The sequence below is a fragment of the Burkholderia sp. YIM B11467 genome, assembly GCF_052952715.1.
The window spans coordinates 103,291-127,092 of the sequence record NZ_JBQVSQ010000011.1 but is presented as its reverse complement, the minus strand read 5'-3'; the positions used below and the strand labels follow the sequence as shown (position 1 = coordinate 127,092).

The window sequence follows — 23,802 nt, the reverse complement described above, 5'->3', positions numbered from 1 at the left end:
TCGGAATAATCCGGCGCCCTCGCCGGTCAGGGGTTCAGATCGATCTTCTTGCCCTGCATCAGGAAGTAGTCCGACGCGTTCTCGACGATCTGCACACCTTCGAGCCGGATGACGCCGTCCTTGGTCAGCGTGATGCGCGCCTTGCCGCACTGGATCACGATCTGTTCGGTGACGTTGAGCGTGTAGGTGCCGGCGTCGGGCGGCGGCGCGTTGTCGGGCGGCAGTGCACCGACCGTCATCGCAAAGCCGCTGCCCACGCCGACCGTCTGGTTGTTGCCGGTGTTCGACGCGTGATCGACCTTGACGTTGAGCGTGTGATTGCGGCCGACGGCCCAGCGATGATCGTTGCCGACGACGCGCAGCTCGTCGTGCTCGACCTCGGTGCGCATGTCGCGTTCGGCCTGCAGCCAAAGCTCTTCTTCGCCCTGCTTGTCCTCGAAACGAATCGCGTTCGCGGTACCCGAGTGGCCCTTGGTCGAGCGCGACAGGATGCCGCTTTGCGTCGCATTCTCCGGCAGCTTCCACGGCGGCATGTTCTGCGCGTTGTACACGCGCGAGATGATGATCGGCCGGTCGGGGTCGCCGTCGAGAAACGACACGACCACCTCGTCGCCGATACGCGGAATCTGCACGCCGCCGAAGCCGCCGCCCGCCCACGGCTGACCGACACGAACCCAGCACGAACTGCTCTGGTCGCGCTTGCCGAGGCGATCCCAGTGGAACTGCACCTTCACGCGGCCGAGCGAATCCGTGTGGATCTCCTCGCCCTTCGGCCCGACGACGATCGCCGTCTGCGGACCGGCGATGACCGGCTTGACCACCGACAGCAACGGCCGCCACGGAATCTTCTTGCGGATGCACTGGAAGCTCGCCGAGTACCGGCCCGAGCCCTCGTTCGACTGGTAGTTGTTCATGCCGTGGTGCCGCACGGCCGTCACCAGGAATTGCCGGTCGGTCTCGTTGGCACTGCCGGGATCGTAGTGATCGGTCAGTTCGAAATAGCGATCGGGCGACAGCGTGCGGCAGTTGGTGGCGCCGGAGAATGCCTTGCCGTTGGCGGCCAGCGCCTCCAGCCGGAAGCGCGCCAGCTCTTCGCCATGATCCGTGGAATCGAAACCGTACCCGCCGAGATAGTCGTAGATCTCGTAGTGGTCGACGTCGCCCTGTTTGATCGGTGCGTCGCCGGACACATAGCGCCGCGCATTCGGCACCTTGTAGTCGAACGTCTTCATGCTGACGCTATCGGACGACAGGTGTCGCTGCGCGACCCATTGCGTGACCACGCTTTCGTCGTCGAATGCTTCGCCGGCCGCGGCATAGCGCAGTGCCGACGGTCCGTCGATCGGCTTCGCATTGGTCGACGCGTCGGTCACGATCAGCTTGTGGCTGTCCTTCGCATGCTCGAAATAGAAGAACAGCCCGTCCTGCTCCAGCAGGCGCAGCACGAAATTGAGATCGGTTTCCCGGTATTGCGTGCAATAGCTATACGGCTTCAGCGTTCTCGATACACGAAACTCGTAGGACGCAAGTTTCGCGTAACGCGAAAAAACATCGCCGAGAATATCCTGGACATTCTTGTCCTGGAAAATGCGCGAATCGACGCGACGCGACAGCATCCACAACCACGGCCGCACGGTTGCCGTATAACTGGCCAGCCCGCCGTCGGTTCCGGTATGCGCGAACTGCGTCACGTAACCATGGAAAACCCGTTCGTCGCTGCTCGCCAGCGCATTGCTCAACTGCAACGATACCGTCACGGGTTGCCCGATCATCTGCTTCAACTCGATGTTCGGGTTTCTCGACGCGAGTCCGAGTTGCATGTCGTACAGAACCGACAGCCCCTCATTGCATTGAAAGTCGCCCAGCACGAGTTCCGACGCCCCGGACAAGGGTGTTTTGATCGTCAGCAGACGGCTGTTCTGCAGGTTGAGAAAACCTGCCAGATCGGACAATTGCATAATGGCCCCCTCAGATTGCTTTTGCCCTTGTCTCGGGTATCAAGCCGCAAAATCATAATCCACGACCGGCCAAAAAGGGGACTCCGGAATCGTTATTTGACAGTTCAACGAACGAACCCCAATAATCGATATAGAAATAATTACCGACATAAAATCGACTTGAAATACAGTCCGGGAATTATTACCTTTCCGTTGACTTTCCCTTTATTGACAACGACTTCCTTTCGTCCAACCGGCTGGTTTTCGTCATGCAGCCGGATTATATTTGCGGCTGATCGCCGAAAGCGTCGGCACGCTCACTGGCCTCATCGATAATCAACTCAGCATTATTAATACGACGCCATGCCGAAATCACCCGCACTGTGGGAACCCTATTGCCACCGGGCCGATGCCGAGTTTCACCTGTCGAATTTCGCCGGACGGGTACTCGGCCCCAAGGCGGGTGTGATCTTTTTCGACGGCCTGGCCGCGGCGCGGCTCAAGCCCGCGCTTCCCGACGCCGACGGCCATGCGCTGGATCTGATCGTATCCGCGTCGAGGTTTCCCCTTGCGGCGCCCGATCCGTTGAGCAATGCCAGCCCGCAGACCATCGCGCAGCTATCGCACGCCTGGTCGCAACGCGTCGCGGCGGCATCGGGGCCGACGGCGCTCGACAGGGGGCTCGCGGCGACACGGCAGTTCATGGGCGAGCACAAGATTGCATTTGGCGCGGCGGCCGTCGCCGGCGATGCATTCGGGGTGCTGGCAGGCGTCGTGTCGCTCGGCCTGCTGTTCGCCGGGGGCGCCGTGCTTCTCCCGGCCCTCGGCGTGGTCGCCGGCGCCGCCTCTGCCGTGCTGCTGTTCGAGGACGGCAAGATGCTCTACTACGAGCTGAGCGGCGACGAAGTACACCGGAAGGCGCTCGAAAACTCGTGGCATTACAAGCTGGTCGAAACGATCGGCCCGATCCTGCTTTTGCCCGATCTCGCGTTCAGCGGTGTACGAACACTGGCGTCACTGCCCAGGCTTTCACGGGAAGCCGGCGAAGCAGCGGAGGAAGCCGCTCAAGCGGTCAAGCGGCTGGCCAATCAACGCAAGGACATCGATACGTTTACCCGCAACAACCTCGATCACCCGAATCAGGCGCTGATGCGTGAACAGGCCAATCAGATGCGCGGACAGGCAAGCGGTTTCGCGAACGACGTGCGTGAGGCACAGAGAAAACTCGACAAGGCCCACCGCGAGCTGATGCTGGCGCGGACCATCGGCGCGCCGGCATACTTGACGACGACCTACGGCACCGGTGTCTACGGCGTCAATTCGCCCAACAACTGGCCGGAAATCATCGCGTGGGTGAAAGAACATACGCATCAGTTCGCGGACCATGCAGCCGGTTTGCTCATGCCGCCGCGCGTGGCCAACGATACCGGGGCCGGCGACCCGATGACCGTGTTGCAGTTTCAGGTCGGTATCAGCCGCCATCCGGAGCACGCGCAATGACCGACCTCGATCGACCGTCGATCGCTTTCGACGACCCGCAGCCGGAGCGCCCGGGCGATCGTCCGCGCGGTGCGCCCGCACAAGCCGTCCTTGCAGGCGGTGCGTTCTTCGTGGCGGCGGGATTCACGTTCGTGGAACTCGTCTATGGCATCGCCTCGCTGATGCACGTCGGCGACGAAGTCGTGATGCTGCCGACATGGATCGTGCTGTCGATCGTCATGCTCACGGTCGGTATCGGCGTAGGCCGCGGCAAGCTCTGGGCCGTCCGCCTGTTTCGCTGGCTCTCGTTCGTCTCAATGGCGCTCTATCTTCCGTTGCTCGTCCTCGCGCTCTACCTGAACGCGGGCCCGATACCCATCGATCGGGGCCTGGCCGTCGTCATGTTTGTCTCGGCCGTCGTCAAGCTCCCGCCGTTCATCATCATCTACCGCGCGCTGCGCAAAGTCCGCTGGCTCGACCCCGATTCGCTGCCCCATGAATGGGAACCGCCCTACATCCAGCGCTGACCCGATCGAGGATGGACGAACTCCTGCCCCACTACGAGCGCGAGCTGGCGCTGCTGCGCCGCTCGACGCGCGAGTTCGCCGCGCGCTTTCCGAAGATCGCCGCGCGCCTCGGGATGACCGACGGCGAAAACGACGATCCGCATCTCGGCAGGCTGCTGCAGTCGTTCGCCCTGCTCGGCGCGCGCATCAGCAGGACACTCGACGACGACTATCCGGCGTTCGCGCAGGCCGTCATCGACACGCTCTATCCCGAGCAGCTGCGCCCCATTCCGTCATGCTCGATCGCGCAGTTCGACGCAGGCGTCGCGCTCGGCCAGCTGACCGAACCCGTGACGGTGCCGCGCGGCACCGAACTCGAGGACCGGGCCGGCACCTGCCGGTTCCGGACCAGCTACGACGTCACGTTCGCACCGATCGCGATCGATCGGGTCGGCGTCGCGCCGGCCGCCGCATTGTCGCCGCGCAGCAAGCTGCCGCCGAATACGTCGATCGTCCTGTCGATTACGTTCGCATCACTAACGGATGAAGCGGCGTTTCGCGCGGCAACGCCGGAGCAGATCCGCATCCACTTCCACGGCATGCCGGCACTGTCGTCCACACTGGCCGATGCGATGCTGCTGCATGCGCCGATGGCGTTCGTCGAAAGCGATCGCGGCGGCCACTGGAAACGCCTGCCGCACTTTCCGCTGAAGCCGGCCGGGTATGACGAACGCGACGCACTCGTGCCGCACGCGGAAGCGGAACATGCGCCGTGGCGCCTGCTGCGCGAATACTTCGCGTTTCCCGACAAGTTCGCATTCGTCGACATCGACTTCGGGATGCTTGCGCGCGCGGCCGGCCCGTGCCGAAAGCTGACGCTGCACGTGCCGATCGTCGACGTGCCGGAATCGTCTGCCGCACGCGTGCAGCTCGACGCGATCACGACCGACCACCTGCGGCTGTGCTGTACGCCGATCGTGAACCTGTTCAGTCGCGACGCGATGCCGATCACGCTCGGGCCCGACGCCACGACCTATGCCGTCACGCCGCACGTGTTGAGCATGCGCGGCATCACCGTCCGCTCGATCGATTCGGTTCGGCTGGCTGCCGAGGGCGCACCGGAAACCGCGGGCGGCACGCCGGTGCCGTGTTACCGCGGCTTCGTGCATGAACGGTCGTCGCGCGACGCGCCGGCCTACTGGCTCGCATCCGGACGCGAACACGACGACGACGCCAACGTGTCGCGACACCCGGAGATCATGCTCGTCGACCTGACCGGGCGTGCGATTGCGCGATCGGGCGGCCAGCTGATGCTCGGCCTGACCTGCACGAACGGCAACCACCCTGCGACACTGCCGTTCGGCGCCCCCGACGGCGACCTGTTCAACGAGAACGACAATCTCGCGGGCCACGTGACGCTGTTGCGCGCCGCGTCTCGCTGCCGCACCGTGCCGCGTCGACAGCGTGCGCTCTGGCAGCTCGTCGCCGGCCTTGCGCCGCATGTGCTGACCCTGAACCCGGCCAGCGTCGAAACGCTGCGGGCATTGCTGCGCCTGCTGGCGGCCGACGCAGCGGGGCCGACGCCGATCATCGACGCGATCGTCGGCGTCTCGCACCGGTCCGCCATGCAATGGACGGCCGTCAAACCCATGTCGACGTTCGTGCGCGGCATCGAGATCACGGTAAGCATCGAACCGGCCGCATTGAATACGGCAAGCCTGTACGCATGCAGCCGCATGCTCGACCCGTTCTTCGCCCATTTCGCGCCGGCTAACGGCTTCGTGCAATGCGTGATCCGCGATGCGTCCGGCCGCGAGCGGGTGCGCTGCCCGCCGCGCTTCGGCACGACGGCGGTGCTGTAGGCAACGCCTGCGCGCAAGCCCATCCACCACCAACAAAAACAAGGCCCGGTGCAGTTCACACCGGGCCCATCCTGCTTCACGAAATTCCCGCGTTATCTCACTTGCGGTCGAGCGAATACCGCCCCGGCCCGCTCAGCGCGAGCAGCAACATGCCGCCGATGATGCTCACGTTCTTGTAGAAGTTGATCATCGCCATGTACTGGTCCATCCCCTGCAGCGCCCAGTAGCGATGGCCGATCAGCGCGGTTGCGAGCGTATAGGCGGCGAACACCAGTGCAAGCGGACGCGTATAGAAGCCGATCGCGATCAGCAAGCCGCCGGCCAGCTCGACCGCCACCGCGATCGCGGCCGCCAGCTCGGGCGCCGGGTTACCCGTCGACGCCATGTACGCGACCGTGCCCGAGAAACCGGTTAGCTTCTGCCAGCCGAACAGCACGAACAGGATCATCAACAGCACGCGAGCCGCCAGCAGCAGCTCGTCCTTCTTCGATTCCAGCGAAAAGTAACGCATGACAATCACCCTTGATTTGACGGTTTGATGCACCCGGTGCCGATGCGCGTCGAATCGGCGCGCCAGTCCGGCAACGGACCACTCCTCGCACAATCGGACAGCGGGCCGACCGGCCTGCCGCCGGGGAATCCGATCCGGAGAGCGCCGTTCCTGGCGCGCTCCGGATCGGTTCTGGCGAAGCACGAGTGCAGTCTACTGTCTCACCAAGAATCATCAATCCGTCAAAACATGATTCGCTGTCTCGAAAAAGTGGACAATCGGAGACGACGAGGCCGTACATGGCAGCAGACCGGGCAGCGCCCACGAACCTGTTCCCGTGTTTCAAGAGCGTGAAAATTACCCGGCTTTTTACCGGTCACCGTCTCCAATAACTATTCCCGACTTCAATTGACGCGAACCAGCCGCAACAACGCGCCACAACCGCTATTCAGTGACATGCTCAATACGCGACTCGCTCGCGATCACTTCAGCCTGACAACTCGACGGTCTTTGCAATTGCCGAAGCATCATGATCCGCATAAGGACACATGGCCCGGGAATGCGGATCGGCAAGCGAAAACATTTCACGTGCATGTGGCCTGGTGTCGCACGTGACGAGATGACGTCCGGTGGGCAAGGCTCACAGCTCGATGCCCGCCGGGAAGCACGCGTTCTCCGCGCAGTCGATCCGCTCGATGTTTAGCGAAATACACGAAAACTTCTTCATCAAACATTCATGCTTTCAGCAAGATTTCAATGCCGGCGGAAATCCTCGAATAAATACAATTAAAATCATGCGCTTACGAAAAAAAATCGCCAACCGCCCTCGCGCATCCACCCGCCCGCACCCCGTCTACAATTTTCTCAAGAAGCATTACAAAAAATTACCAATTAATACCGATTTAAATATAGGATAGCGCACTGTCACGTTCTTACGTTTCCCCGACACCGCCCGTGGACCCGGAAGGCGTCGCGCGGGAAACGGCATGCAGGCGAATCGCGACGAGGCCGCCCGGATCTCCGCATGCGGGCTCGGCAGCCGCTCGTCTGAGGATCGCCTTTCAACCGGAGCTCACCCATGCCAACGAACACGCCTGTGAATAGCAGCGCGAACGCAAACAGCCTGATGCAACAGGCGGCGCAATCGATCATCAACGGCTCGACCGGCAATCCGTCGATGGACATCGGCTCGCTCGTCAAGACGCTGGTGAACGCGAAGACGGCCGGCCATGCCGCGTCGCTTACCGCGTCGCAAACGTCCAGCAGCACGCGGATTTCCGCATTCGGCGCGCTGTCGTCGGCACTGGGCGCGCTCCAGGCGGGCCTCACGTCGCTGACGAACGGCGGGCTGCAATCGACCTTCACCGCCGTCGCGAGCGGCAAGGGCCTGACCGCGACGTCGGGTGCGGGCGCGGTCGCCGGCACCTACACGGTCGGCGTCACGCAGATCGCCACCGCGCAGGCGCTGTCGTCCGCGGGTTTCACCGGGAACAAGGCGCTCGGCACCGGCACGCTGACGCTGTCGCTCGGCAGCCAGTCGTTCAAGGTCGAGGTCGGCGGCACGAACAACACGCTGTCGGGCATCGCGGCCGCGATCAACTCGGCATCGAACAACCCGGGGATCAGCGCGACGGTCATCAACGGCACGGACGGCGCGCACCTCGTGCTCGCGTCGTCGAAGACGGGCTCGGCGAACGCGATCAGCGTCGCGGTCGGCAACGTGGCCAACGACAACGGGCTGTCGAGCCTCGGCGTCACGTCGACGGCCGACACGACCGGCGGCGCATCGAAGATCGACTCGGCGAACAGCGCGGCCGCGTGGCGGCAAAGCGCCGCCGCACAGGACGCGAAGTTCACGATCAACGGGATCGCATCGACCAGCGCGAGCAACGCGGTGTCGGGTGTGTTGACGGGCATCACGCTGAACCTGTCGGCTGCCGCGGTCAGCGCGACCGATACGCAGACGCTGACGGTCAGCACCGACACGAAGTCGCAAGCGGCGACGATCACGAATTTCGTGAACCTGTACAACACGGCCGTCAAGACGATGGGCGCGCTGACGAGCTACACCGAAGGCGCGAACGCGCAGGGCGCGCTGATCGGCGATTCGACGCTGAACACGATCCGCAACTCGCTCGCGTCGATCGTCGCGCGCGGCGTCGACGGCGCCGCCACCGAGAACGGCCACGGGCGCATGAACCTGATGGCGATCGGCATCAAGCTCGAGAAGGACGGCACGCTGAACGTCGACAGCGCGAAGCTCGGCGACGCGCTGTCCGCCAACCCGACGGCGGCCGCGCGCCTGTTCGACCCGACGAACGGGATCGGCACGCGCCTGAACGATCAGATCACGCACTTCACGAAGAAGGACGGCATGATCGACGTGCGCACGAACGCACTGAACGCCGACCTGAAGCGCGTCACGCAGCAGCAGTCCGATCTATCCAACTACGCCGCGCAACTGACCAAGCAGTACCAGGCGCAGTTCACGGCGCTCAATACGCTGATGGCCAGGATGAACTCGAACACGCAGTACCTGACGCGGCTGTTTGGCGGTGCCAACAGCAGCGGCACGCTGGCGAACAAGTGAACGGCCGGGCAGCACGCTGAACGCGCCGGCGGCTCGCGCCGCCGCGCGCGGTGTATCGCCTCGCGGTATGGTTCATGCCCGGCGCTGCACCAGCGCCTGCCGGGTGCGCTTGCCCGATTCATGCGATCGCGGCAGGCGGCCTGCACTCGGTTCGTCGCCCGACATGGGTGTGCCGTCAGCCGAGACCTTCGACCCGATCGGCGAACAAATCGATCGCACGCGAAACCTGACGCCCGAAATAGCCTGGCCGCTCGCGTTCGTACGCGCGCAGCAGCGACGTGCATTCGCGTTCGGCCCAGCGCCACACCGGGCCCTGCTTCGCGAATGCCGGATGATCGAGCAGTTCGGCAGGCACCGTGTGCTCGTCGTCCCAACCCCAGAAATAAGCCTGATACGCACGGGCAAACGGCATCCCCAGATTGGTCGCGACGGTCTCGTCGTGGCGCAGCGTGAAGTCGACGATCTCCTTGCGCGCGCGGCCGCCGACGTCGTCGTGACGCGCTTCGATCCAGCAGTGATAGCGCGCGAGTTGCGACAGATGCCGTGCGGTCCGGCGCCGCTCGCGCGTCGTGCACAGCGCGTACAGGTTGCCGGCGCCGAAATCCATCACTTCGCCGCCCGCGAAGGGCCGGTAAGGCTTACCGGTCAGCAGCGTCAGCACCTGCGCGCCGACGATCGCGTAGTCGGCACAGCGCATGTAGCCGCTGCGCGTCGTCGCCTCCGATACGCTCCGGTGGACGGCCTCGTCGATTACGGCGTGCAGCATGGCATCAACCGGCGCCGCCAGGATCGGTGGCTGGCTTGTCGTCGTCACTTGTTGCATGGAGGGTGAATACGGATTCAACGGTTCGTCGGTAAAAATCACACCGCGGCATAATATTACGAATTGTTACGGGAAACGACGGGAAGGTTTGGCTAAATTTGTGTGCTTTTGTCGTACGGCACGGCGGCACGTCGGACGGCCGGTGGAAGCAGCAAACGCGGGACGCAGCGCGGCACGCCGGACGAGCGTCGGTGACGCGCTCGCGGATCGCCGGCGGCTCGCTGTGGTGATGTGGTGAAGGAAGGTCGGACAGCGCGTCGGCCTCGTGTCGGCGATGCGCTGTCGTTCGTGGCGATGGGTATCGTGACGGACCGGCCGGCTAGTGTGGACTTGCGGGCGCGGCAGACGGCTGTGCCGTCATCATCGACGCGCTCGGGAATCCCGGCGGTTTCGTCGCGTGGCGCACGCGGCCCGGTCGCGGCGCCGGGCTCATGTCATCCGGGGCATTGCACGCACACCGTTGACCCCGCATGGCGCGACGCATCTCGAGGTGCCGATTCTTCTTGCAGCAAACGCACGCGCCGGCCGCGCGCTTCCTGACGATCAAACGCAAAGGCGGCCGCACGCGCGGCGCGCCCGGGTATCGCGCGCCGCCCGATCCGCACGGCACACGGCGCGCATCACGCGCTATTGCGCGGCGATCCGCCGGCGGAAATGCTCGGTGCCGGCCACGATCTTGTCGAGCACCGCGTCGAGCGCCCAGAATCGTTCGCGCACGTCGTAGTCGATCGCGCGGCACTTGATCGACCCGAAGGTGCCGATCCGCTGATGGTAGAGCTTCGCGAGCGCCGGGTAGCCCAGTGCCTCCGATACCGCCGAGACGACCAGGAACGTCGACAGCTCGTCGGCCAGCGCCGGATTCGTATGTCCTTGCGTGCGCAACCACCGGTAGAGATCCGGATGGAAGTTGGTGAACACGCCGTTGAAGCCGGCGGACCCCGCCTTCATCGCGTCCCACGCAATCGCCGCGTTCGCGTTCAGGATCTTCAGCGGCGATCCCGCAGCGAGCGCGACACGCCGCTTCACCGTCTCCAGGTCGCAGCTCACGTCCTTGAGCATCACGAACCGGCCCGTGTCGATACACGCACGCAATTCGTCGTCGGACAGCAGCCGTCGATAGGGTGCCGGACACTCGTACAAGCCGAGCGGCAGATCGGACGGCAATCGCGCGAGCAGCTTGTGAAGATGGTCGAGCAACGCGGCGCTGCCCTTGCGCTGCGGATCGAGGCGGTTGGTCACGAGCACGACGCCCTGCGCGCCCGATTCGGCCGCCGCGCACAGCTCGGCCACCTGCGCATCGAGATCGTCGCTGATGTGCCCGGACGCGACGACGGGCACGCGCCCGGCCACCCGCTCGACCACGAAGCGCGCCAGTTCCGCGCGTTCGGCAAGCGTCAGGAACTGCATCTCGCTCGATTGCGCCACCGCAAACAACGCATCCGAGCCGTGCGCCAGATACCATTCGATGAGCCGTTCGAGCCCCGCGTAGTCGATCGCGCCGGCGTCGTCGAACGGCGTCAGCATGACCGGCACGATCCCCTCGATGGTCACGCTCGATTGCTGCTGGTGTTGCATCTGTTTCTCCTTGCTTCAGTGAATACGTGGTGCGAACCGCGGGCTCAGGCCGGCAACGGGCCGGGCGCGGCGTTCGCGGCGTGCTCGGGAATCGGCTTGCGCACCAGCAGCAGGTACGCCATCGCACCGGCGAACGCGATCGCCGCGGCAGTCAGCAGCGCCGGCACGAACGACCACTTCTGCGCGATGACGCCCGTCAGGATCGGCGCGAGCGCACCGCCGATGAAACCGCCGAAATTCTGGATCGCGCCGAGCGACGCGATACGGCTCGGCGGCGCGGCCGCCGTCGCGAGCGCCCACGAGCAGGCCGACGCCGCGTTGGCGAGAAAGATCACGACCGAAATGCACGCGAGCGCGACCACGTTGCTCTGCACCAGCGCGGCCGGGATCGTGAATGCGACCATCCCGAGCATCGCGACCACCACCGCATTGCGCCGGCTCACGACCGGCGAACGGCTGCGACGCGTGACCAGGTCCGACAGCCAGCCGGCGACCAGCGAGCCGATGAACCCGCACAGGAACGGCACCGACGCGGCGAATCCGGTACGGATCAGGCTCATGTGCCGCTCCATCGTCAGATAGCCGGGCAGCCAGGTCAGGTACACCCAGTTCAGGTACACCGACCCGAAGAAGCCGATCAGCATCCCCCAGGTCGTGCCGTGCGAAAACAGGCTGCGCCATTCGGCGAAGGTCAATTTCGGCGCGGCGACCACGCTTTGCGCATCGGCATCGAGATAACCACGCTCGGCCGCGGTCAGTTGCGCACGCACCGGATCGCGGTACAGCGCGAACCAGACCACGGCGACGACGAGACCGAGTGCGCCCGTCACAATGAACGCCCAGCGCCAGTCGAACGATACGACGAGGATCGACAGCAGCAACGGCGCGAGCGCGGTGCCGAGCGGCGACGCGGCGTTGAAGATCCCGGTCGGCGTGCCGCGCGCGCGCAGCGGAAACCAGTTGCTCACCACGCGCGCGGCCGACGGGAATTGCGGCGCCTCGCCGATGCCGAGCACGATGCGCGCGACGATGAACCAGCCGAAGGTGGACACGATGCCGCCCGCCGCCTGCGCGAACGACCAGACGATCAGCCCGATGCCGAGCAGCCGGCGCGGACCGATGCGGTCGACCAGCCCGCCGACCGGGAACTGGCACAGCGCATAGCTCCACGAGAACGCCGACAGCAGCAGCCCCATCTGCGCGAGCGACAACCCGAGATCGCCCCGGATCGCCGAGCTCGCGACAGCCAGCGTGCCGCGATCGAGATAGTTGACGATCCCGCTCGCCATCAACAGCGCGAGCGCGATGCGTTGCCCGCGCCGGATCCGCGGCGGCGCATGCGGAACAGATTGGTTTTCGCTCATTTCGATTGTCTCCATGTCATGGGTATCGGCCGGATCCGGCCGTTCCGTCGTGTGCGGAATTCAAGCGTCCATGCGTGCCACTTCTTCGCGTGTCGGGATCGACGTCTGCGCGCCGTAGCGCGTGACGCTGATCGCGGCCGCACGCTGGCCGAAGCCGATCGCGTCGTCCATCGATGCGCCGTCTGCCCGGGCCGCGGCGAACCCGCCGACGAACGTGTCTCCGGCCGCGGTCGTATCGACGGCGACCACCGTCATCGCCCGATGGCGGCCGTGCCCTGCGCTGCCGCGCCAGCACACGCCGCGCGCACCGAGCGTGACCAGCACGTTGCCGACGCCCTTCGCGCACAGCGCATCGGCGGCGCGCACGGCCGACGCATCGTCGCCGACGGCGATGCCGGTCAGCGACTCGGCTTCGGTTTCGTTGACGACGAGGTAGTCGACCCGCGCCTGCAACGCGTCGAACAGCGGCTGCGCGGGCGCGGGATTGAGCAGCACCGGCGTGTGGTGTGCGGCCGCACAGGCAATCGCGTGCGCCACGGTGGCGATCGGCACTTCGAGCTGGCACACGAGCAGCGCCGCTCCGGCGATCGTTTCGCGCGCCGCGTCGATCCGGTCGGTATCGACGCACGCATTCGCGCCGGGCACGACGACGATGCTGTTCGCACCGCGCGCGTCGACCGTGATCGTCGCGACTCCGGTTGCCGTGCCGCCGACGCGATGCAGGTGCGTCACGTCGATGCGCTCCGCCGCCAGCGCGTCGTGCAGGCGCGCACCGAACGCGTCGTCGCCGACGCAGCCGATCATCGCGACCGACGCGCCCAGGCGCGCGGCGGCGACTGCCTGGTTCGCCCCCTTGCCGCCGTGAACGGTCTGGAAATCCGTGCCGAGCAGCGTTTCGCCCGGCACCGGCAGGCGCGGCGCGCGCGTGACGAGGTCGATGTTCACGCTGCCGACGACAGCGATCCGCGGTGAATGAGCGCCGTTCATTTTCGAATGTAACCGCTTACATTTTCGGCGGACAAAATGGCCGGGAAGGCCGTCGTCGATGAAAATTTCGCCATGCGGATGGAAGGGTCGTCTGACATAATAGGAATACAGCATCAAGATAGCGCTTACATTCTCACAGGGTCGAACGGGAATGCAAGCGGGACCATCATGAATCGAGGGTAAACAATGACGCTTTTGACAGCACGCGGCGCCGGCCACCCCGCCACGCCGGGAGACGGCCGATGAGCACGACCCCGTCCCGCGGCGGTGCATCGCGTGCGCGCCGCGGCAGCGGCCGCTCGGTGCTCGGCGATGTCGCGAAGCTGGCCGGCGTGTCGACCGCGACCGTCTCGCGCGTGTACAACGATCCCGGCAAGGTGTCGGCCGATGTGCAGCAGCGCGTGCGCGATGCGGCGCGCGCACTGAACTGGATTCCGAATGCGGCCGGCCGCGCGCTCGCGTCCACGCGCACCCACATCACGGGCGCGATCATTCCGACGCTCGACGACCAGGTGTTCGCGTCGCAGGTCGCGGGCATGCAAACGATCATGGCCGAGCACGGCATCACGCTGTTTCTGGGCTGCTCGAACTACGATCCGGCACAGGCGCTGGCCCAGGTGCGCGCAATGCTGTCGCGCGGCGTGGAAGCCGTGTCGCTGGTCGGCGAAGCGTATCCGCCGGAACTGTTCGAACTGCTCGCGCTGCACCGCGTGCCGTACGTCGTCACTTACGCGTATCGCGACGACAGCCCGCACTGCTGCATCGGCTTCGACAACCGCGCGGCGTTCGCGCGCCTCACCACCCACCTGCTCGACCTCGGCCACCGCGATTTCGCGATCATCATGCAGCCGTCGGCGGACAACGACCGCGTGCAGGCGCGCCTGCGCGGCATTAACGACACGCTGGCCGCGCACGGGCTCGCGGTGCGACCGGTACATCAGCACGAAGGCGCGGCCACGATCGCGTTCGGGCGGGCCAGCCTGCGCGCAATCGCCGACAGCGACGCGGCGACGCGGCCGACGGCCGTGATCTGCGGCAACGACGCGCTCGCGCTCGGCGCGTTGCTCGAGGCGCAGGCGCTCGGCATCGACGTGCCCGCGCAATTGTCGATCACCGGGTTCGACGACATCGCGCTCGCGCGCGAGATCCAGCCGCCGCTGACGACGATGTGGGTCGACACCGATGCGATCGGGCGCCAGGCCGCGCATGCGTTGCTCGACGCGCTCGAAAACGGCGCGACGGGGCCCGGCCGGGCGGTGATGCCGGAGTTGCGAACGCGGGAATCGGTCGCGCCGCCGGCGCAGGCGCACGCATCGCGCAAAAAATGAAGCGGCGCAGGCCGCTCCGCGCGCTTACTGCATCACGTCGATCGGCAGCGTCTTGTCGAGATTGTCGTGCCACGCCTGGAGGGTCTTCGGCACGGTTTTCTTCCACGCCTGCGCGTTCGAGTAGTAGCGCATCCTGACCTTGTCGTGCGCGTCGAACACGAGCAGCCCGATCCACAGATCGGTGCCGCGGCTCATCACGATCGCCGCGTTCGTCGTCGCGATGCCGCGCACCCAGTACGACATCACGCGCGCGTGCAGCCCGTCGAGATCCTTTTCGTCGGCACTGCTGTTGACCATGTCGACAAGCGTCGCGTAGTCGGCGCCGAGCAGCTTGTGCGCGATCGCGTTCTGCGTCGCGTCGGTCACGACCTTCAGGCTCAGCAGGTCGGCCTGCGGCCTGGCCTGCACCTGCGACGCGGTCACGTAGTCGCCCGCATAAACGACACCCGAGCCGGCGCCGCAATCGAAATCCGCGCCCTGCTGCGTGACGCGGATGCGTCCGCCCTTCCGTTCGAAATCGAGCCGGCATTTGTCCTTGCGGTAGGTGCCGCTGTCGCCATGCAGCACGACGTCGCCGTCGAGACCGCCGGTATTCGCGCCGTTGTTGGCACTCAGCTCGAAATGCAGGCGCGGCGCGGTGCCGGTCAACGTCAGCACGCCGCCGAACGACGGGTTGTCGCTCGTCATGGTCCAGGTCTGCTGCCAGCGATCGGCGGCAAGCGGCGTACCGTTCAGGCTCGCGAGCCGTTCGCGATAGCGGTCGCCAAGGCATGGCGCATCGGCGCCGCACTGGTCGCGCTGCTTGAGCCACTTCAGCTGCGCGGCCTTCAACGTGGCCGTATCGCCGCCCTTCGCGAGCGCCTTCTTCCACGCCGCCGACAGATCGCCGTCGAGCTTCGACAGCGCGGGGTCCGCGCAGATCGTCTTCTCGGTCGGCGAAGCGGCCTTCGCGCAGTCGAAGCCGGCCGCGTGCGCGGCGATCGGCAACAGCGACAGCAGTGCGGCCATCGCGACGGATCGCAGCGGCGTGTGCCGCGCATCGCATGGAGCAGTCGCGGCCGGGCCGCGCACGTTCGATCGGATCTGGAGGGTCATCGGCTTGGCTCGTCGCTGGTTTGCGCGCTTGCAGAAGCTACCTGCACGCGACATTCGAGGTAAAAACGCCCGGCCCGGCATGCGGCGCATGCCGTCGCCCGCCGAAGCGTAACCCGAATGCGCGACACCGATCAATCGACGTTCGATGCCATCGCAACCGTCGCGGCTGCCACGCTGCATTGCACGATGCCGTCGCGCAACCCGGCTTCCGCAGCGGTGTCGATGATCCCAACGAAGACCATCACGCCGTCGGCCCCTGTGGCCGGGCGCAAGCCCGTCGAACCGGCCACGGCGAGCACGCCGAGGAGCGCAGACATCAACAGAAACGTATCGCTAAGCAGTCCGATCTTCTCTGCATTGTGCCGGACGCAGGTTATGCGCGAGTGACCGACGGGGAACCACGACGGAGATCCGTCGCTGACCGGGCAAACCGGTGCCCGGCGTCAGACGTCGAACGGCGCCAGTTCGTAACTCGTGCTCCGGCCGCCGGACGACGAGCGACGCAGCACGCCGCGCTCGACGAGTTCCAGGATGTCGCGCAGCGCCGTATCCTGCGAGCACTTCGCCAGGGCCGCCCACTTGCTGGTCGTCAACTTCCCTTCGAAGCCGTCGAGCAGGCGATTCATGACCTTGACCTGGCGTGCGTTCATCGCGAAGCCCGCACATCGCTGCCAGAAGCGCGCCTTGACCAGGACCGCGTCGAGCGTCGTGTGCGCGTGATCGATGGCCCTGTCGAGTGCATTCAAAAACCATGCGAGCCATTCGGTGACGTCGAGCGAGCCGCGCTGCGTACGCTCCAGCACGTCGTAATACGCGTTACGCTCGCGCTGGATTTGTGCCGACAGGCTATAGAAGCGCTGCGGACTCCGATCGGCGCGCGCAAGGACCAGATCCCCGAGCGCTCGCGCGATACGGCCGTTGCCATCGTCGAACGGGTGAAGCGTGACAAACCACAAATGGGCCAGGCCGGCCCGGATCAGCAACGGCTCGGCCGGCGTGGCATTGAGCCACGCAAGAAAGCGCCCGACCTCGTTGGCCAGCCGCGCGGCGGGTGGCGCCTCGAAATGCACATGCTGTCGGCCGATCGGCCCGGACACCACCTGCATCGGCCCGCTTGCATCCGTACGCCATGCGCCGACCGTGATCCGCGACATCCCCGAATAGCCGGTCGGGAACAGTGCCGCATGCCACCCGAACAGACGGCTTTCGGTGACCGGCGCCGCCGAATGGGTCGTCGCATCCAGCACCATGTCGACCACGCCCTCGACGTGGCGATCGACCGGCGCGAGCGCACCGATATCGACCCCGAGCCGGCGCGCAATCGACGATCGGACCGATGCGACGTTCAGATTTTCGCCCTCGATGGCGCTGGTCTTGACGACGTCCTCCGTCAGCGCGACCAGGCTGGCCTCATCGCGCAGCGCCAGGCCGATATCCGCCAGTCGCCCGACCAGCGTGCCTTGCGCACGGCTGACGTCGGCGAGTGACGTGGCAAGTGCCGGGAGGTCGAAGCGCCATGCAGGCCAGTCGGCCGACTCCCAGATGAAGGTGTAATCTCCGCTCATGATGCGGAGATTATCCCACCGATTCACCGCATACCTCAATATTCTCCGCAAATTCTGCGGAGAATAGCCGCCCTATTCACCGCAAACCGGCCCGCTACCGCGCGCGGCCCGCCCCGCCCTTCGCCGCCGGCGCCGCCTGCCCCAGCCGTTCCGCGAGAAACCCGATGAACGTGCGCAGCGTGACGAACCCTTCCCGGTGCTGCGGAAACACCGCATTGAGCGTGATCGGCGACGGCGCATACGCGTCGAGCACCGGCACGAGCGCGCCGCTGTCGAGCGCCGCGCCGACGATGAAGTGCGGCAGCAGCGCGATGCCGAGCCCCGCGATCGCCGCGTCGCGCACGACTTCGCCGTTGTTCGCGACGAGCGGCCCCTGCACGTCGAACGTGCGCGCCGCGCCGTCGACCCGAAACTCCCAGCCGACGCGCCGCTCGCGCCCGTACAGCAGGCACGTGTGGCCGGCGAGATCGGCCGGTGTCGCGGGCGGGCCCTGCCGCTTCAGATAGGCCGGGCTCGCACACGCGATCATCTGCCACGCGCCGAGCGGCCGCGCGATCAGCGTCGAATCCTCGAGCGAGCCGATCCGCAGCACCAGATCGAAACCCTCGCCGATCAGGTCGACGCGCCGGTCGGTCAGGTCGAGGTTCAGCCGCACGGCCGGGTGCGCGGACAGGAATTCGGCGATCAGCGGCGACACGTGCGTGATCCCGAACGACAGCGGCGCACTGATCTTCAGCGACCCGTGCAGCTCGGTGCTGCGCACCGACATCGCCTGCTCGGCGTCGGCGATCTCCGCGAGGATCCGCTGCGCCCGCGCATAAAACTCCTGCCCCGATTCGGTCACCGCGAGATTGCGCGTGTTGCGATGCAGCAGCCGAACGCCGAGCGACGCCTCCAGCGCCATCGTGCGCCGGCTGACGAACTGCTTGGACAGCATCAGCTGGTCGGCCGCCGCCGTGAAGCTGCCCGCATCGACCGTCGCGACGAAGATCCTCAGATCGTTGAGTTCCATATTGTCCACTCCATAGCGACAGTCATTATCTCTTCAGCCATTTATTTGTCAAATCGATTGACCTAAGATTCATCTCAACGAACGGCCGGTCCCACTTCCGAGGTCCGGCGACTTCAAGGACAGAAATCATGATCGAAATCCGTGCAGCAAACCAACGTGGCCGTGCGGAGCATGGCTGGCTCAGCTCCCGTCATACGTTTTCGTTCGCGAACTACTACGATCCGAAGCAAGTCGGCTTCTCCGACCTGCTCGTGATCAACGACGACCGCGTCGCGCCGGGCGGCGGCTTCGGCACGCACCCGCACCGCGACATGGAAATCCTGTCGTACGTGCTCGACGGCGCGCTCGAACACAAGGATTCGATGGGCACCGGCTCGGTGATCGTGCCGGGCGACGTACAGTTGATGAGTGCGGGCACGGGCGTGCGCCACAGCGAGTTCAACCACTCGCCGGAAACGCCGGTCCACTTCCTGCAGATCTGGGTCGGGCCGGCCGAAAAGGGTGCCGAGCCGCGTTATCAGCAGACGAATATCACGGCCGGCGACAAGCGCGGCAAGCTCACGCTCGTCGTGTCGCCGAACGGCGACGCCGGTTCGCTGAAGATCCGGCAGGACACGCGAATCTACGCAGGCCTGTTCGACGGCGCTGAACAAGCGACGCTGGAACTGGCGCCGAACCGCTTTGCTTACGTGCACGTTGCACGCGGCAGCGTGACGGTCAACGGCATGACGCTCGGCGAAGGCGACGGCCTGCGCGTCCGCAACGAGCAGGCGCTGACGTTCGCCGACGGCAACGATGCCGAAGTGCTGGTGTTCGACCTGCGTCCGGTCGAAGTGACGGCCGAGTGGGCATGACGCCCGTTCGGGAAACCGGGCCCCGCTGAACGCGGGGCTCTTTTAATCGGAGATTCGCAACATGGCCAAGGTACTCGTTCTTTACTACTCGTCCTACGGGCACGTCGAAACGATGGCGCAACACATCGCGGAAGGCGCGAAATCGGTGCCCGGCGTCGAGGTCGCGCTCAAGCGCGTGCCGGAAACGATCCCGGTCGACCAGGCCAGGGCCATCGGCGTGAAGGTCGATCAGGCCGCACCGGTCGCCACCGTGGACGAACTCGCCGATTACGACGCGATCATCTTCGGCACGCCGACCCGCTTCGGCAACATGGCCGGCCAGATGCGCACGTTCCTCGACCAGACCGGCGGGCTGTGGATGAAGGGCGCGCTCGTCGGCAAGATCGGCAGCGTGTTCGCGTCGACCGGCACGCAGCACGGCGGCCAGGAAACGACGATCACGTCGTTCCACACGACGCTGCTGCATCAGGGGATGGTGATCGTGGGCGTGCCGTACGCGTGCAGCGGGCTCGTCAACATGAACGAAATCACGGGCGGCACGCCGTACGGCGCAACCACGCTCGCGGGCGCGGACGGCAGCCGCCAGCCGAGCGCGAACGAACTCGAGATCGCCCGCTACCAGGGCAAGCACGTCGCGGAACTCGCGAGCAAGCTCGCGTCGTAACGCCTGCGCAGGCTTCGCGGCCCGCACACGAACAAACGGCGCCGGTCGACCCGGCGCCGTTTGCGCTGTGCACGCGTTCCGGCCGTTACTGCCCGGAAGCCGGCGCGGCGGGCGCCGCCTTCGTCGCGGGCGCCTTCTGCGCGGCGTTCTGCGGATAGTTGCTCTGGTCGTTGGTCAACCGGTAACCGCTGCCGGTGCCGATCGACTTCAGGTCCGACGCGTGGCGCGCCCGGGCCGCCTTGCGCGCGGCCTTCTTCTGCGCCTTGTCGAGCTGCTTCTGCGTCGGCGCGGACGCCGGATCCTGCGCGTATGCCGCCGGCACGGCGGTCAACAGCAGACCGAACGACGCCGTTACTGCTACTGCCACCGAAACCACGCGAGACTTCTTCATGGCCGGATCTCCTTGTCGATTGTTGGTTGTGGGTCGAACACCGGCGCGCACGCGAAGGCTTGCGGCAACGGCGCCGATGCAACGTTAGCCGATCACTGCACAAATGTCCCTGTGCGTTCCTGAATTCTCCCGATAACGGCAGCGATACGTGCGTGCCGCGCGCGCCGCCGTTTCGGCACGCCGTGCGCGCCATCAGGGAAACCGATACCCCCGGGTAACCGGCGCTCAGACCCAGCGCGACAGCAACGGCAGCAGGATCGGCACGACGAAGGCCGTCAGCACGCCGTTCAGCCCCATCCCGAGCCCGGCGAACGCGCCGGCCTCCTCGCTGACCTGAAACGCGCGCGCGGTGCCGATCCCGTGCGACGCGACGCCGAGCGCGAAGCCGCGCACGGCCGGCTCCTCGACCCGCAACACGTTGAGAATCCCGCGCGCGCACACGGCCCCGAAGATCCCGGTCGAGATCACAAGCACGGCGGTGAGCGACGGAATACCGCCGATCTCCGCGGCGACGGCCATCGCGATCGGCGTCGTCGCCGATTTCGGCGCGAGCGATGCAATCGTCTGATGCGACGCACCAAACAGCGCCGCGATGCCGACCGCCGACACGATCGCGGTCAGCGAGCCCGCGAGCAGGCCGACGAGCAACGGCACCGCGGTGCGCCGCAGTTTCGACCACTGGCGATACAGCGGCAGCGCGGGCGCGACGGTCGCGGGGCCGAGCAGGAAGTGGACGAACTGCGCGCCTTCGAAATACGTCGGATACGGCGTATGGGTGATCGTCAGCAGCACGACGATCAGCGCGACCGCGATCAGCACCGGGTTCGCGAGCGGGTTGAAGCGCGCCCGTGCATAAACGGCCTGCGCGAACAGATACGCGATCAGCGTGATGGTCAGGCCCAGCAGCGGGCTCGCGGCGAGATAGACCCAGATCGCGCCGAGTTTCGGGAAGGCCGTCATTGCGTGCCTCCCGCGGTGTCATCGGCGCGCCGCTGGCGCCGCAGCAGCGCGCGCGTGACGAGCGCCGTCACGGCGATCGCGAGCGTCGTGCTGACGGCCAGCGCGACGACGACCGCGACCGCATCGCCGCGCACGCGGTCGGCCGACACCATGATGCCGACGCCGGCCGGCACGAACAGCAGCGACAGGTGGCGCAGCAATTCGAGTGCGGTCGGCTCGATCGCATCGGCCACCTGCGGGCGCAGCATCACGAAGCCGAACAGCAGCAGCATGCCGATCACGGGGCCCGGCACCGGCAGGCCGAACAGATAGGACACGCCTTCCCCGAAACACTGGAAGGTGAGCAAGACCGCGAACGCCTGCAGCATGGAGCGCCTCTCCCGAACGTGGCCGAGCCGGCGGCTCGCGGCGCCGGCGTGAACGATATGCGCGATCGTATCAACTTCGCGCGCTGTCGGACATCACGCCGCGACCCATTCGAGTCACCGGCGCTTCGCCGCCACCGTCACTGCGGCCGCAGCATCCGCTGAATGATCGTCCGCAACATCGCGCGGTGCGCGCGCGGTTTGAACCCCGGCTCGAACACGACGCGCCCGACCGCACCTTCCGCAAGCGCGAGCAGCCAGGTCGCGACCAGGTCGGGCTTCAGGCTCCCGTCGATCCGCCCCTGCGCGACGCCGCGCTTGATCAGCGCGACCATCCGCCCTTTCACCTGCGCCTCGTTCGCCGCGAACAGCGCGGCGACGTCAGGGTTGCGCGTCGCCTCGGCCGCGGTCTCGATGCTGATGCGCGCATAGACGGGATCGCTCGACAGTTCCATCAGCGCCAGTGCGATCTCCTCGATCGCGGTCAGCGCATCGTCGGCGTCCGCATGCTGCGCGAACAGTTCGGCCATCTCGCGCTGGTCGTCCTGCGCGATCGCCTCGATGATCGCCGCCTTCGTCGGGAAGTAGTGAAACAGATTGCCGGGGCTCATGCCGGCCGCCTTGCATATCGCGGCCGTGGACGTCGCATGGAAGCCGTCGCGCGCAAAACAGTCGATCGCGGCGTCCAGGATCTGGCGCCGCTTCGCTTCCACTCTTTCAGGATCGATCTTTCTCAACGGGAACTCCGGGCTCGACGGTGACTCGAATCTTTACTAGACTGATTAGTCGATCTATTATCATCGAGATGTCCCGCATGCGTCAAGGCGTCGTGCTCATGCACATGCCGCCGGCGGGTTCGCATTGTCCGTTTCGCACCATCGATCAGAGGGCCCCTTGAAACGAATCGTCATGATCGGCATCGCAATCGTCCTGCTCGTGCTCGCCGCGCTCACCGCGCTTGCATTGCGCGGCCTGTCCGATTTCGAGCTGAAGGGCGCGGAGGTATCGACGCTCACGTTCCATGCCGGCGGCGCCGATCTCGTCGGCACGCTCGCGCTGCCAGTCCATGCACCCGACGCGCCGATCGTGCTGCTCGTCCATGGCGACGGGCCGCGCACGCGCTTCGCGGACGACGCGATGCTGCCGCTCGTCAACAGCCTGCTCGACGCCGGTATCGGCGTGTTCGCATGGGACAAGCAGGGCACCGGCAGGAGCGGCGGCGACTGGCTCGCGCAATCGATGCAGGACCGCGCGAATGAAACGATCGCGGCGCTGGCGCGCGTGCGTGCGGCCGCCGGTCCCGCGCACAAGGTCGGCCTGCTCGGCTTCTCGCAGGGCGGCTGGGTCGTGCCGCGCGTGGCCAACGCCGTGCGGCCCGCGTTCTCGGTAATCGTCGGCGGCGCCGTCAACTGGCGCCGGCAAGGCACCTACCTGACGCGACAGCAGCTCGAGGCAACCGGCCTGCAGCCGGATCGAATCGATGCGACACTGGCCGCCGAGCGACGCGACAACGACGCAATCTTCGGTCGGGCGGACGTGCCGGCCGATCCGGGCCGGCGCCCCGACATCGAGCCGCGCCGCTTCGGCTTCATCGCGCGCAACTACCTGGAAGACGCGTCGCAGGCGCTCGCGACGATGCACGGGCCCGTGCTGGCCGTGTGGGGTGCGCTGGACCGCAACGTCGATCCGGGCGACGAGGCGAACACCTATGCGCACGCGTTCGCGAACCGGCCCGACCGGCGCGTGGTGGTCGTGCCCGGTGCGACGCACGCGTTGCTGCGCGCCGGCTGGTTCGACTACCAGCTCGAGAGCGACTGGCCGAAGTGGAAGACATGGCTGTACATGGCGCTCGGGCGCCATGCGTATGCGCCGGACACGCTCGGCCCGATCGAAGCGTGGATCCGGTCGCATTGAACACGCGTGAAGCACGGCGGCGACGCGGATCGCGCCGCGCA

Annotated in this window: 23 protein-coding genes; 9 read left to right on the top strand and 14 right to left on the bottom strand. The window is 66.1% G+C overall.

The features are described 5' to 3' along the window. Positions 1-26: 26 nt before the first annotated feature. The gene (locus ACTRWB_RS30575; protein ID WP_419690692.1) at positions 27-1,958 is read right to left on the bottom strand and encodes a type VI secretion system Vgr family protein; all 1,932 of its coding nucleotides are present in this window, start codon (positions 1,956-1,958) and stop codon (positions 27-29) included. Positions 1,959-2,300: 342 nt separating this feature from the next. Between ACTRWB_RS30575 and ACTRWB_RS30570 the strand changes: the two genes are divergently transcribed. The 3 genes from ACTRWB_RS30570 to tssF are packed head-to-tail and all read left to right on the top strand — an operon-like array spanning position 2,301 to position 5,784. Beyond that, complete coding sequence (locus tag ACTRWB_RS30570; RefSeq protein WP_446904033.1) at positions 2,301-3,437, top strand: hypothetical protein; 1,137 nt, start codon at positions 2,301-2,303, stop codon at positions 3,435-3,437. Then, complete coding sequence (locus tag ACTRWB_RS30565) at positions 3,434-3,943, top strand: hypothetical protein (RefSeq protein ID WP_446904032.1); 510 nt, start codon at positions 3,434-3,436, stop codon at positions 3,941-3,943. Before ACTRWB_RS30570 ends, ACTRWB_RS30565 begins: the two co-directional genes overlap by 4 nt. An 11-nt stretch (positions 3,944-3,954) precedes the next feature. Then, positions 3,955-5,784, top strand: coding sequence for a type VI secretion system baseplate subunit TssF (gene tssF / locus ACTRWB_RS30560; protein WP_446904031.1), 1,830 nt, complete (start codon positions 3,955-3,957; stop codon positions 5,782-5,784). A gap of 97 nt (positions 5,785-5,881) precedes the next feature. Here the strand turns inward: tssF and ACTRWB_RS30555 are convergent, their stop codons facing one another. Beyond that, positions 5,882-6,295 carry a DoxX family protein gene (locus ACTRWB_RS30555; RefSeq protein WP_446904030.1) on the bottom strand — a complete coding sequence of 138 codons (414 nt, stop codon included), beginning with the start codon at positions 6,293-6,295 and terminating at the stop codon, positions 5,882-5,884. A 608-nt stretch (positions 6,296-6,903) separates the two neighbouring features. Here ACTRWB_RS30555 and ACTRWB_RS30550 point away from each other — a divergent pair. Further along, complete coding sequence (locus ACTRWB_RS30550; RefSeq protein WP_446904029.1) at positions 6,904-7,191, top strand: hypothetical protein; 288 nt, start codon at positions 6,904-6,906, stop codon at positions 7,189-7,191. Positions 7,192-7,352: 161 nt separating this feature from the next. Further along, positions 7,353-8,864 carry a flagellar filament capping protein FliD gene (fliD, locus tag ACTRWB_RS30545; RefSeq protein ID WP_446904028.1) on the top strand — a complete coding sequence of 504 codons (1,512 nt, stop codon included), beginning with the start codon at positions 7,353-7,355 and terminating at the stop codon, positions 8,862-8,864. A 175-nt stretch (positions 8,865-9,039) separates the two neighbouring features. On the opposite strand, the gene ACTRWB_RS30540 is transcribed toward fliD, so the two are convergent. From ACTRWB_RS30540 to rbsK, 4 genes are all read right to left on the bottom strand, one after another. After that, on the bottom strand, positions 9,040-9,687 hold the full coding sequence (locus tag ACTRWB_RS30540; protein WP_446904027.1) for a hypothetical protein: 648 nt from the start codon (positions 9,685-9,687) through the stop codon (positions 9,040-9,042). Positions 9,688-10,314: 627 nt separating this feature from the next. Next, a complete protein-coding gene (locus ACTRWB_RS30535; RefSeq protein WP_343492708.1) occupies positions 10,315-11,262 on the bottom strand; it encodes a dihydrodipicolinate synthase family protein in 948 nt (315 codons plus the stop codon). Positions 11,263-11,306: 44 nt separating this feature from the next. Next, entirely contained in the window at positions 11,307-12,626 is a 1,320-nt protein-coding gene (locus ACTRWB_RS30530) for an MFS transporter (protein ID WP_412026030.1), read from the bottom strand. 60 nt (positions 12,627-12,686) lie between these two features. Further along, on the bottom strand, positions 12,687-13,613 hold the full coding sequence (gene rbsK, locus ACTRWB_RS30525; RefSeq protein ID WP_446904097.1) for a ribokinase: 927 nt from the start codon (positions 13,611-13,613) through the stop codon (positions 12,687-12,689). A 242-nt stretch (positions 13,614-13,855) separates the two neighbouring features. Here rbsK and ACTRWB_RS30520 point away from each other — a divergent pair, with 242 nt between their 5' ends. Continuing rightward, entirely contained in the window at positions 13,856-14,941 is a 1,086-nt protein-coding gene (locus tag ACTRWB_RS30520; RefSeq protein ID WP_446904026.1) for a LacI family DNA-binding transcriptional regulator, read from the top strand. A gap of 24 nt (positions 14,942-14,965) precedes the next feature. Here the strand turns inward: ACTRWB_RS30520 and ACTRWB_RS30515 are convergent, their stop codons facing one another. The 4 genes from ACTRWB_RS30515 to ACTRWB_RS30500 form a co-directional block, all read right to left on the bottom strand. Continuing rightward, the gene (locus ACTRWB_RS30515) at positions 14,966-16,036 is read right to left on the bottom strand and encodes a lysozyme inhibitor LprI family protein (RefSeq protein WP_446904025.1); all 1,071 of its coding nucleotides are present in this window, start codon (positions 16,034-16,036) and stop codon (positions 14,966-14,968) included. 131 nt (positions 16,037-16,167) lie between these two features. Then, the gene (locus tag ACTRWB_RS30510) at positions 16,168-16,353 is read right to left on the bottom strand and encodes a hypothetical protein (RefSeq protein ID WP_446904024.1); all 186 of its coding nucleotides are present in this window, start codon (positions 16,351-16,353) and stop codon (positions 16,168-16,170) included. A gap of 126 nt (positions 16,354-16,479) precedes the next feature. Further along, positions 16,480-17,601, bottom strand: coding sequence for a Fic family protein (locus ACTRWB_RS30505; protein WP_226800658.1), 1,122 nt, complete (start codon positions 17,599-17,601; stop codon positions 16,480-16,482). A gap of 94 nt (positions 17,602-17,695) precedes the next feature. Next, positions 17,696-18,613, bottom strand: a complete 918-nt coding sequence (locus tag ACTRWB_RS30500) for a LysR substrate-binding domain-containing protein (RefSeq protein ID WP_446904023.1) — start codon at positions 18,611-18,613, stop codon at positions 17,696-17,698. Between the two features lie 128 nt (positions 18,614-18,741). On the opposite strand from ACTRWB_RS30500, the gene ACTRWB_RS30495 reads away from it, so the two are divergent. Both ACTRWB_RS30495 and wrbA read left to right on the top strand, forming a co-directional pair. Further along, complete coding sequence (locus ACTRWB_RS30495; RefSeq protein WP_129517622.1) at positions 18,742-19,467, top strand: pirin family protein; 726 nt, start codon at positions 18,742-18,744, stop codon at positions 19,465-19,467. 61 nt (positions 19,468-19,528) lie between these two features. Beyond that, a complete protein-coding gene (gene wrbA / locus ACTRWB_RS30490) occupies positions 19,529-20,131 on the top strand; it encodes an NAD(P)H:quinone oxidoreductase (RefSeq protein WP_129517621.1) in 603 nt (200 codons plus the stop codon). 85 nt (positions 20,132-20,216) lie between these two features. Here wrbA and ACTRWB_RS30485 read toward each other — a convergent pair whose 3' ends face one another. From ACTRWB_RS30485 to ACTRWB_RS30470, 4 genes are all read right to left on the bottom strand, one after another. Continuing rightward, on the bottom strand, positions 20,217-20,522 hold the full coding sequence (locus ACTRWB_RS30485) for a hypothetical protein (protein ID WP_446904022.1): 306 nt from the start codon (positions 20,520-20,522) through the stop codon (positions 20,217-20,219). Between the two features lie 225 nt (positions 20,523-20,747). After that, positions 20,748-21,482 carry an LrgB family protein gene (locus ACTRWB_RS30480; RefSeq protein ID WP_446904021.1) on the bottom strand — a complete coding sequence of 245 codons (735 nt, stop codon included), beginning with the start codon at positions 21,480-21,482 and terminating at the stop codon, positions 20,748-20,750. Further along, positions 21,479-21,850: a CidA/LrgA family protein gene (locus tag ACTRWB_RS30475; RefSeq protein WP_446904020.1), complete on the bottom strand. Its 372-nt coding sequence runs from the start codon at positions 21,848-21,850 to the stop codon at positions 21,479-21,481. Before ACTRWB_RS30475 ends, ACTRWB_RS30480 begins: the two co-directional genes overlap by 4 nt. Positions 21,851-21,987: 137 nt before the next feature. Further along, complete coding sequence (locus ACTRWB_RS30470; RefSeq protein WP_048248080.1) at positions 21,988-22,584, bottom strand: TetR/AcrR family transcriptional regulator; 597 nt, start codon at positions 22,582-22,584, stop codon at positions 21,988-21,990. A gap of 157 nt (positions 22,585-22,741) precedes the next feature. Here ACTRWB_RS30470 and ACTRWB_RS30465 point away from each other — a divergent pair, with 157 nt between their 5' ends. After that, positions 22,742-23,761 (top strand): alpha/beta hydrolase family protein, encoded by a 1,020-nt coding sequence (locus ACTRWB_RS30465; RefSeq protein ID WP_446904019.1) that lies wholly within the window; start codon positions 22,742-22,744, stop codon positions 23,759-23,761. Positions 23,762-23,802: the final 41 nt, after the last annotated feature.

Coding starts and splice junctions, on each gene's coding strand:
- ACTRWB_RS30500 (WP_446904023.1), bottom strand. CDS start 18,613: ATGGAACTCAACGATCTGAGGATCTTCGTCGCGACGGTCGATGCGGGC.
- tssF (WP_446904031.1), top strand. CDS start 3,955: ATGGACGAACTCCTGCCCCACTACGAGCGCGAGCTGGCGCTGCTGCGC.
- ACTRWB_RS30480 (WP_446904021.1), bottom strand. CDS start 21,482: ATGACGGCCTTCCCGAAACTCGGCGCGATCTGGGTCTATCTCGCCGCG.
- ACTRWB_RS30540 (WP_446904027.1), bottom strand. CDS start 9,687: ATGCAACAAGTGACGACGACAAGCCAGCCACCGATCCTGGCGGCGCCG.
- ACTRWB_RS30520 (WP_446904026.1), top strand. CDS start 13,856: ATGAGCACGACCCCGTCCCGCGGCGGTGCATCGCGTGCGCGCCGCGGC.
- ACTRWB_RS30575 (WP_419690692.1), bottom strand. CDS start 1,958: ATGCAATTGTCCGATCTGGCAGGTTTTCTCAACCTGCAGAACAGCCGT.
- ACTRWB_RS30570 (WP_446904033.1), top strand. CDS start 2,301: ATGCCGAAATCACCCGCACTGTGGGAACCCTATTGCCACCGGGCCGAT.
- ACTRWB_RS30475 (WP_446904020.1), bottom strand. CDS start 21,850: ATGCTGCAGGCGTTCGCGGTCTTGCTCACCTTCCAGTGTTTCGGGGAA.
- rbsK (WP_446904097.1), bottom strand. CDS start 13,613: ATGAACGGCGCTCATTCACCGCGGATCGCTGTCGTCGGCAGCGTGAAC.
- ACTRWB_RS30555 (WP_446904030.1), bottom strand. CDS start 6,295: ATGCGTTACTTTTCGCTGGAATCGAAGAAGGACGAGCTGCTGCTGGCG.
- ACTRWB_RS30495 (WP_129517622.1), top strand. CDS start 18,742: ATGATCGAAATCCGTGCAGCAAACCAACGTGGCCGTGCGGAGCATGGC.
- ACTRWB_RS30565 (WP_446904032.1), top strand. CDS start 3,434: ATGACCGACCTCGATCGACCGTCGATCGCTTTCGACGACCCGCAGCCG.
- ACTRWB_RS30505 (WP_226800658.1), bottom strand. CDS start 17,601: ATGAGCGGAGATTACACCTTCATCTGGGAGTCGGCCGACTGGCCTGCA.
- ACTRWB_RS30485 (WP_446904022.1), bottom strand. CDS start 20,522: ATGAAGAAGTCTCGCGTGGTTTCGGTGGCAGTAGCAGTAACGGCGTCG.
- ACTRWB_RS30515 (WP_446904025.1), bottom strand. CDS start 16,036: ATGACCCTCCAGATCCGATCGAACGTGCGCGGCCCGGCCGCGACTGCT.
- ACTRWB_RS30535 (WP_343492708.1), bottom strand. CDS start 11,262: ATGCAACACCAGCAGCAATCGAGCGTGACCATCGAGGGGATCGTGCCG.
- fliD (WP_446904028.1), top strand. CDS start 7,353: ATGCCAACGAACACGCCTGTGAATAGCAGCGCGAACGCAAACAGCCTG.
- wrbA (WP_129517621.1), top strand. CDS start 19,529: ATGGCCAAGGTACTCGTTCTTTACTACTCGTCCTACGGGCACGTCGAA.
- ACTRWB_RS30530 (WP_412026030.1), bottom strand. CDS start 12,626: ATGAGCGAAAACCAATCTGTTCCGCATGCGCCGCCGCGGATCCGGCGC.
- ACTRWB_RS30510 (WP_446904024.1), bottom strand. CDS start 16,353: ATGTCTGCGCTCCTCGGCGTGCTCGCCGTGGCCGGTTCGACGGGCTTG.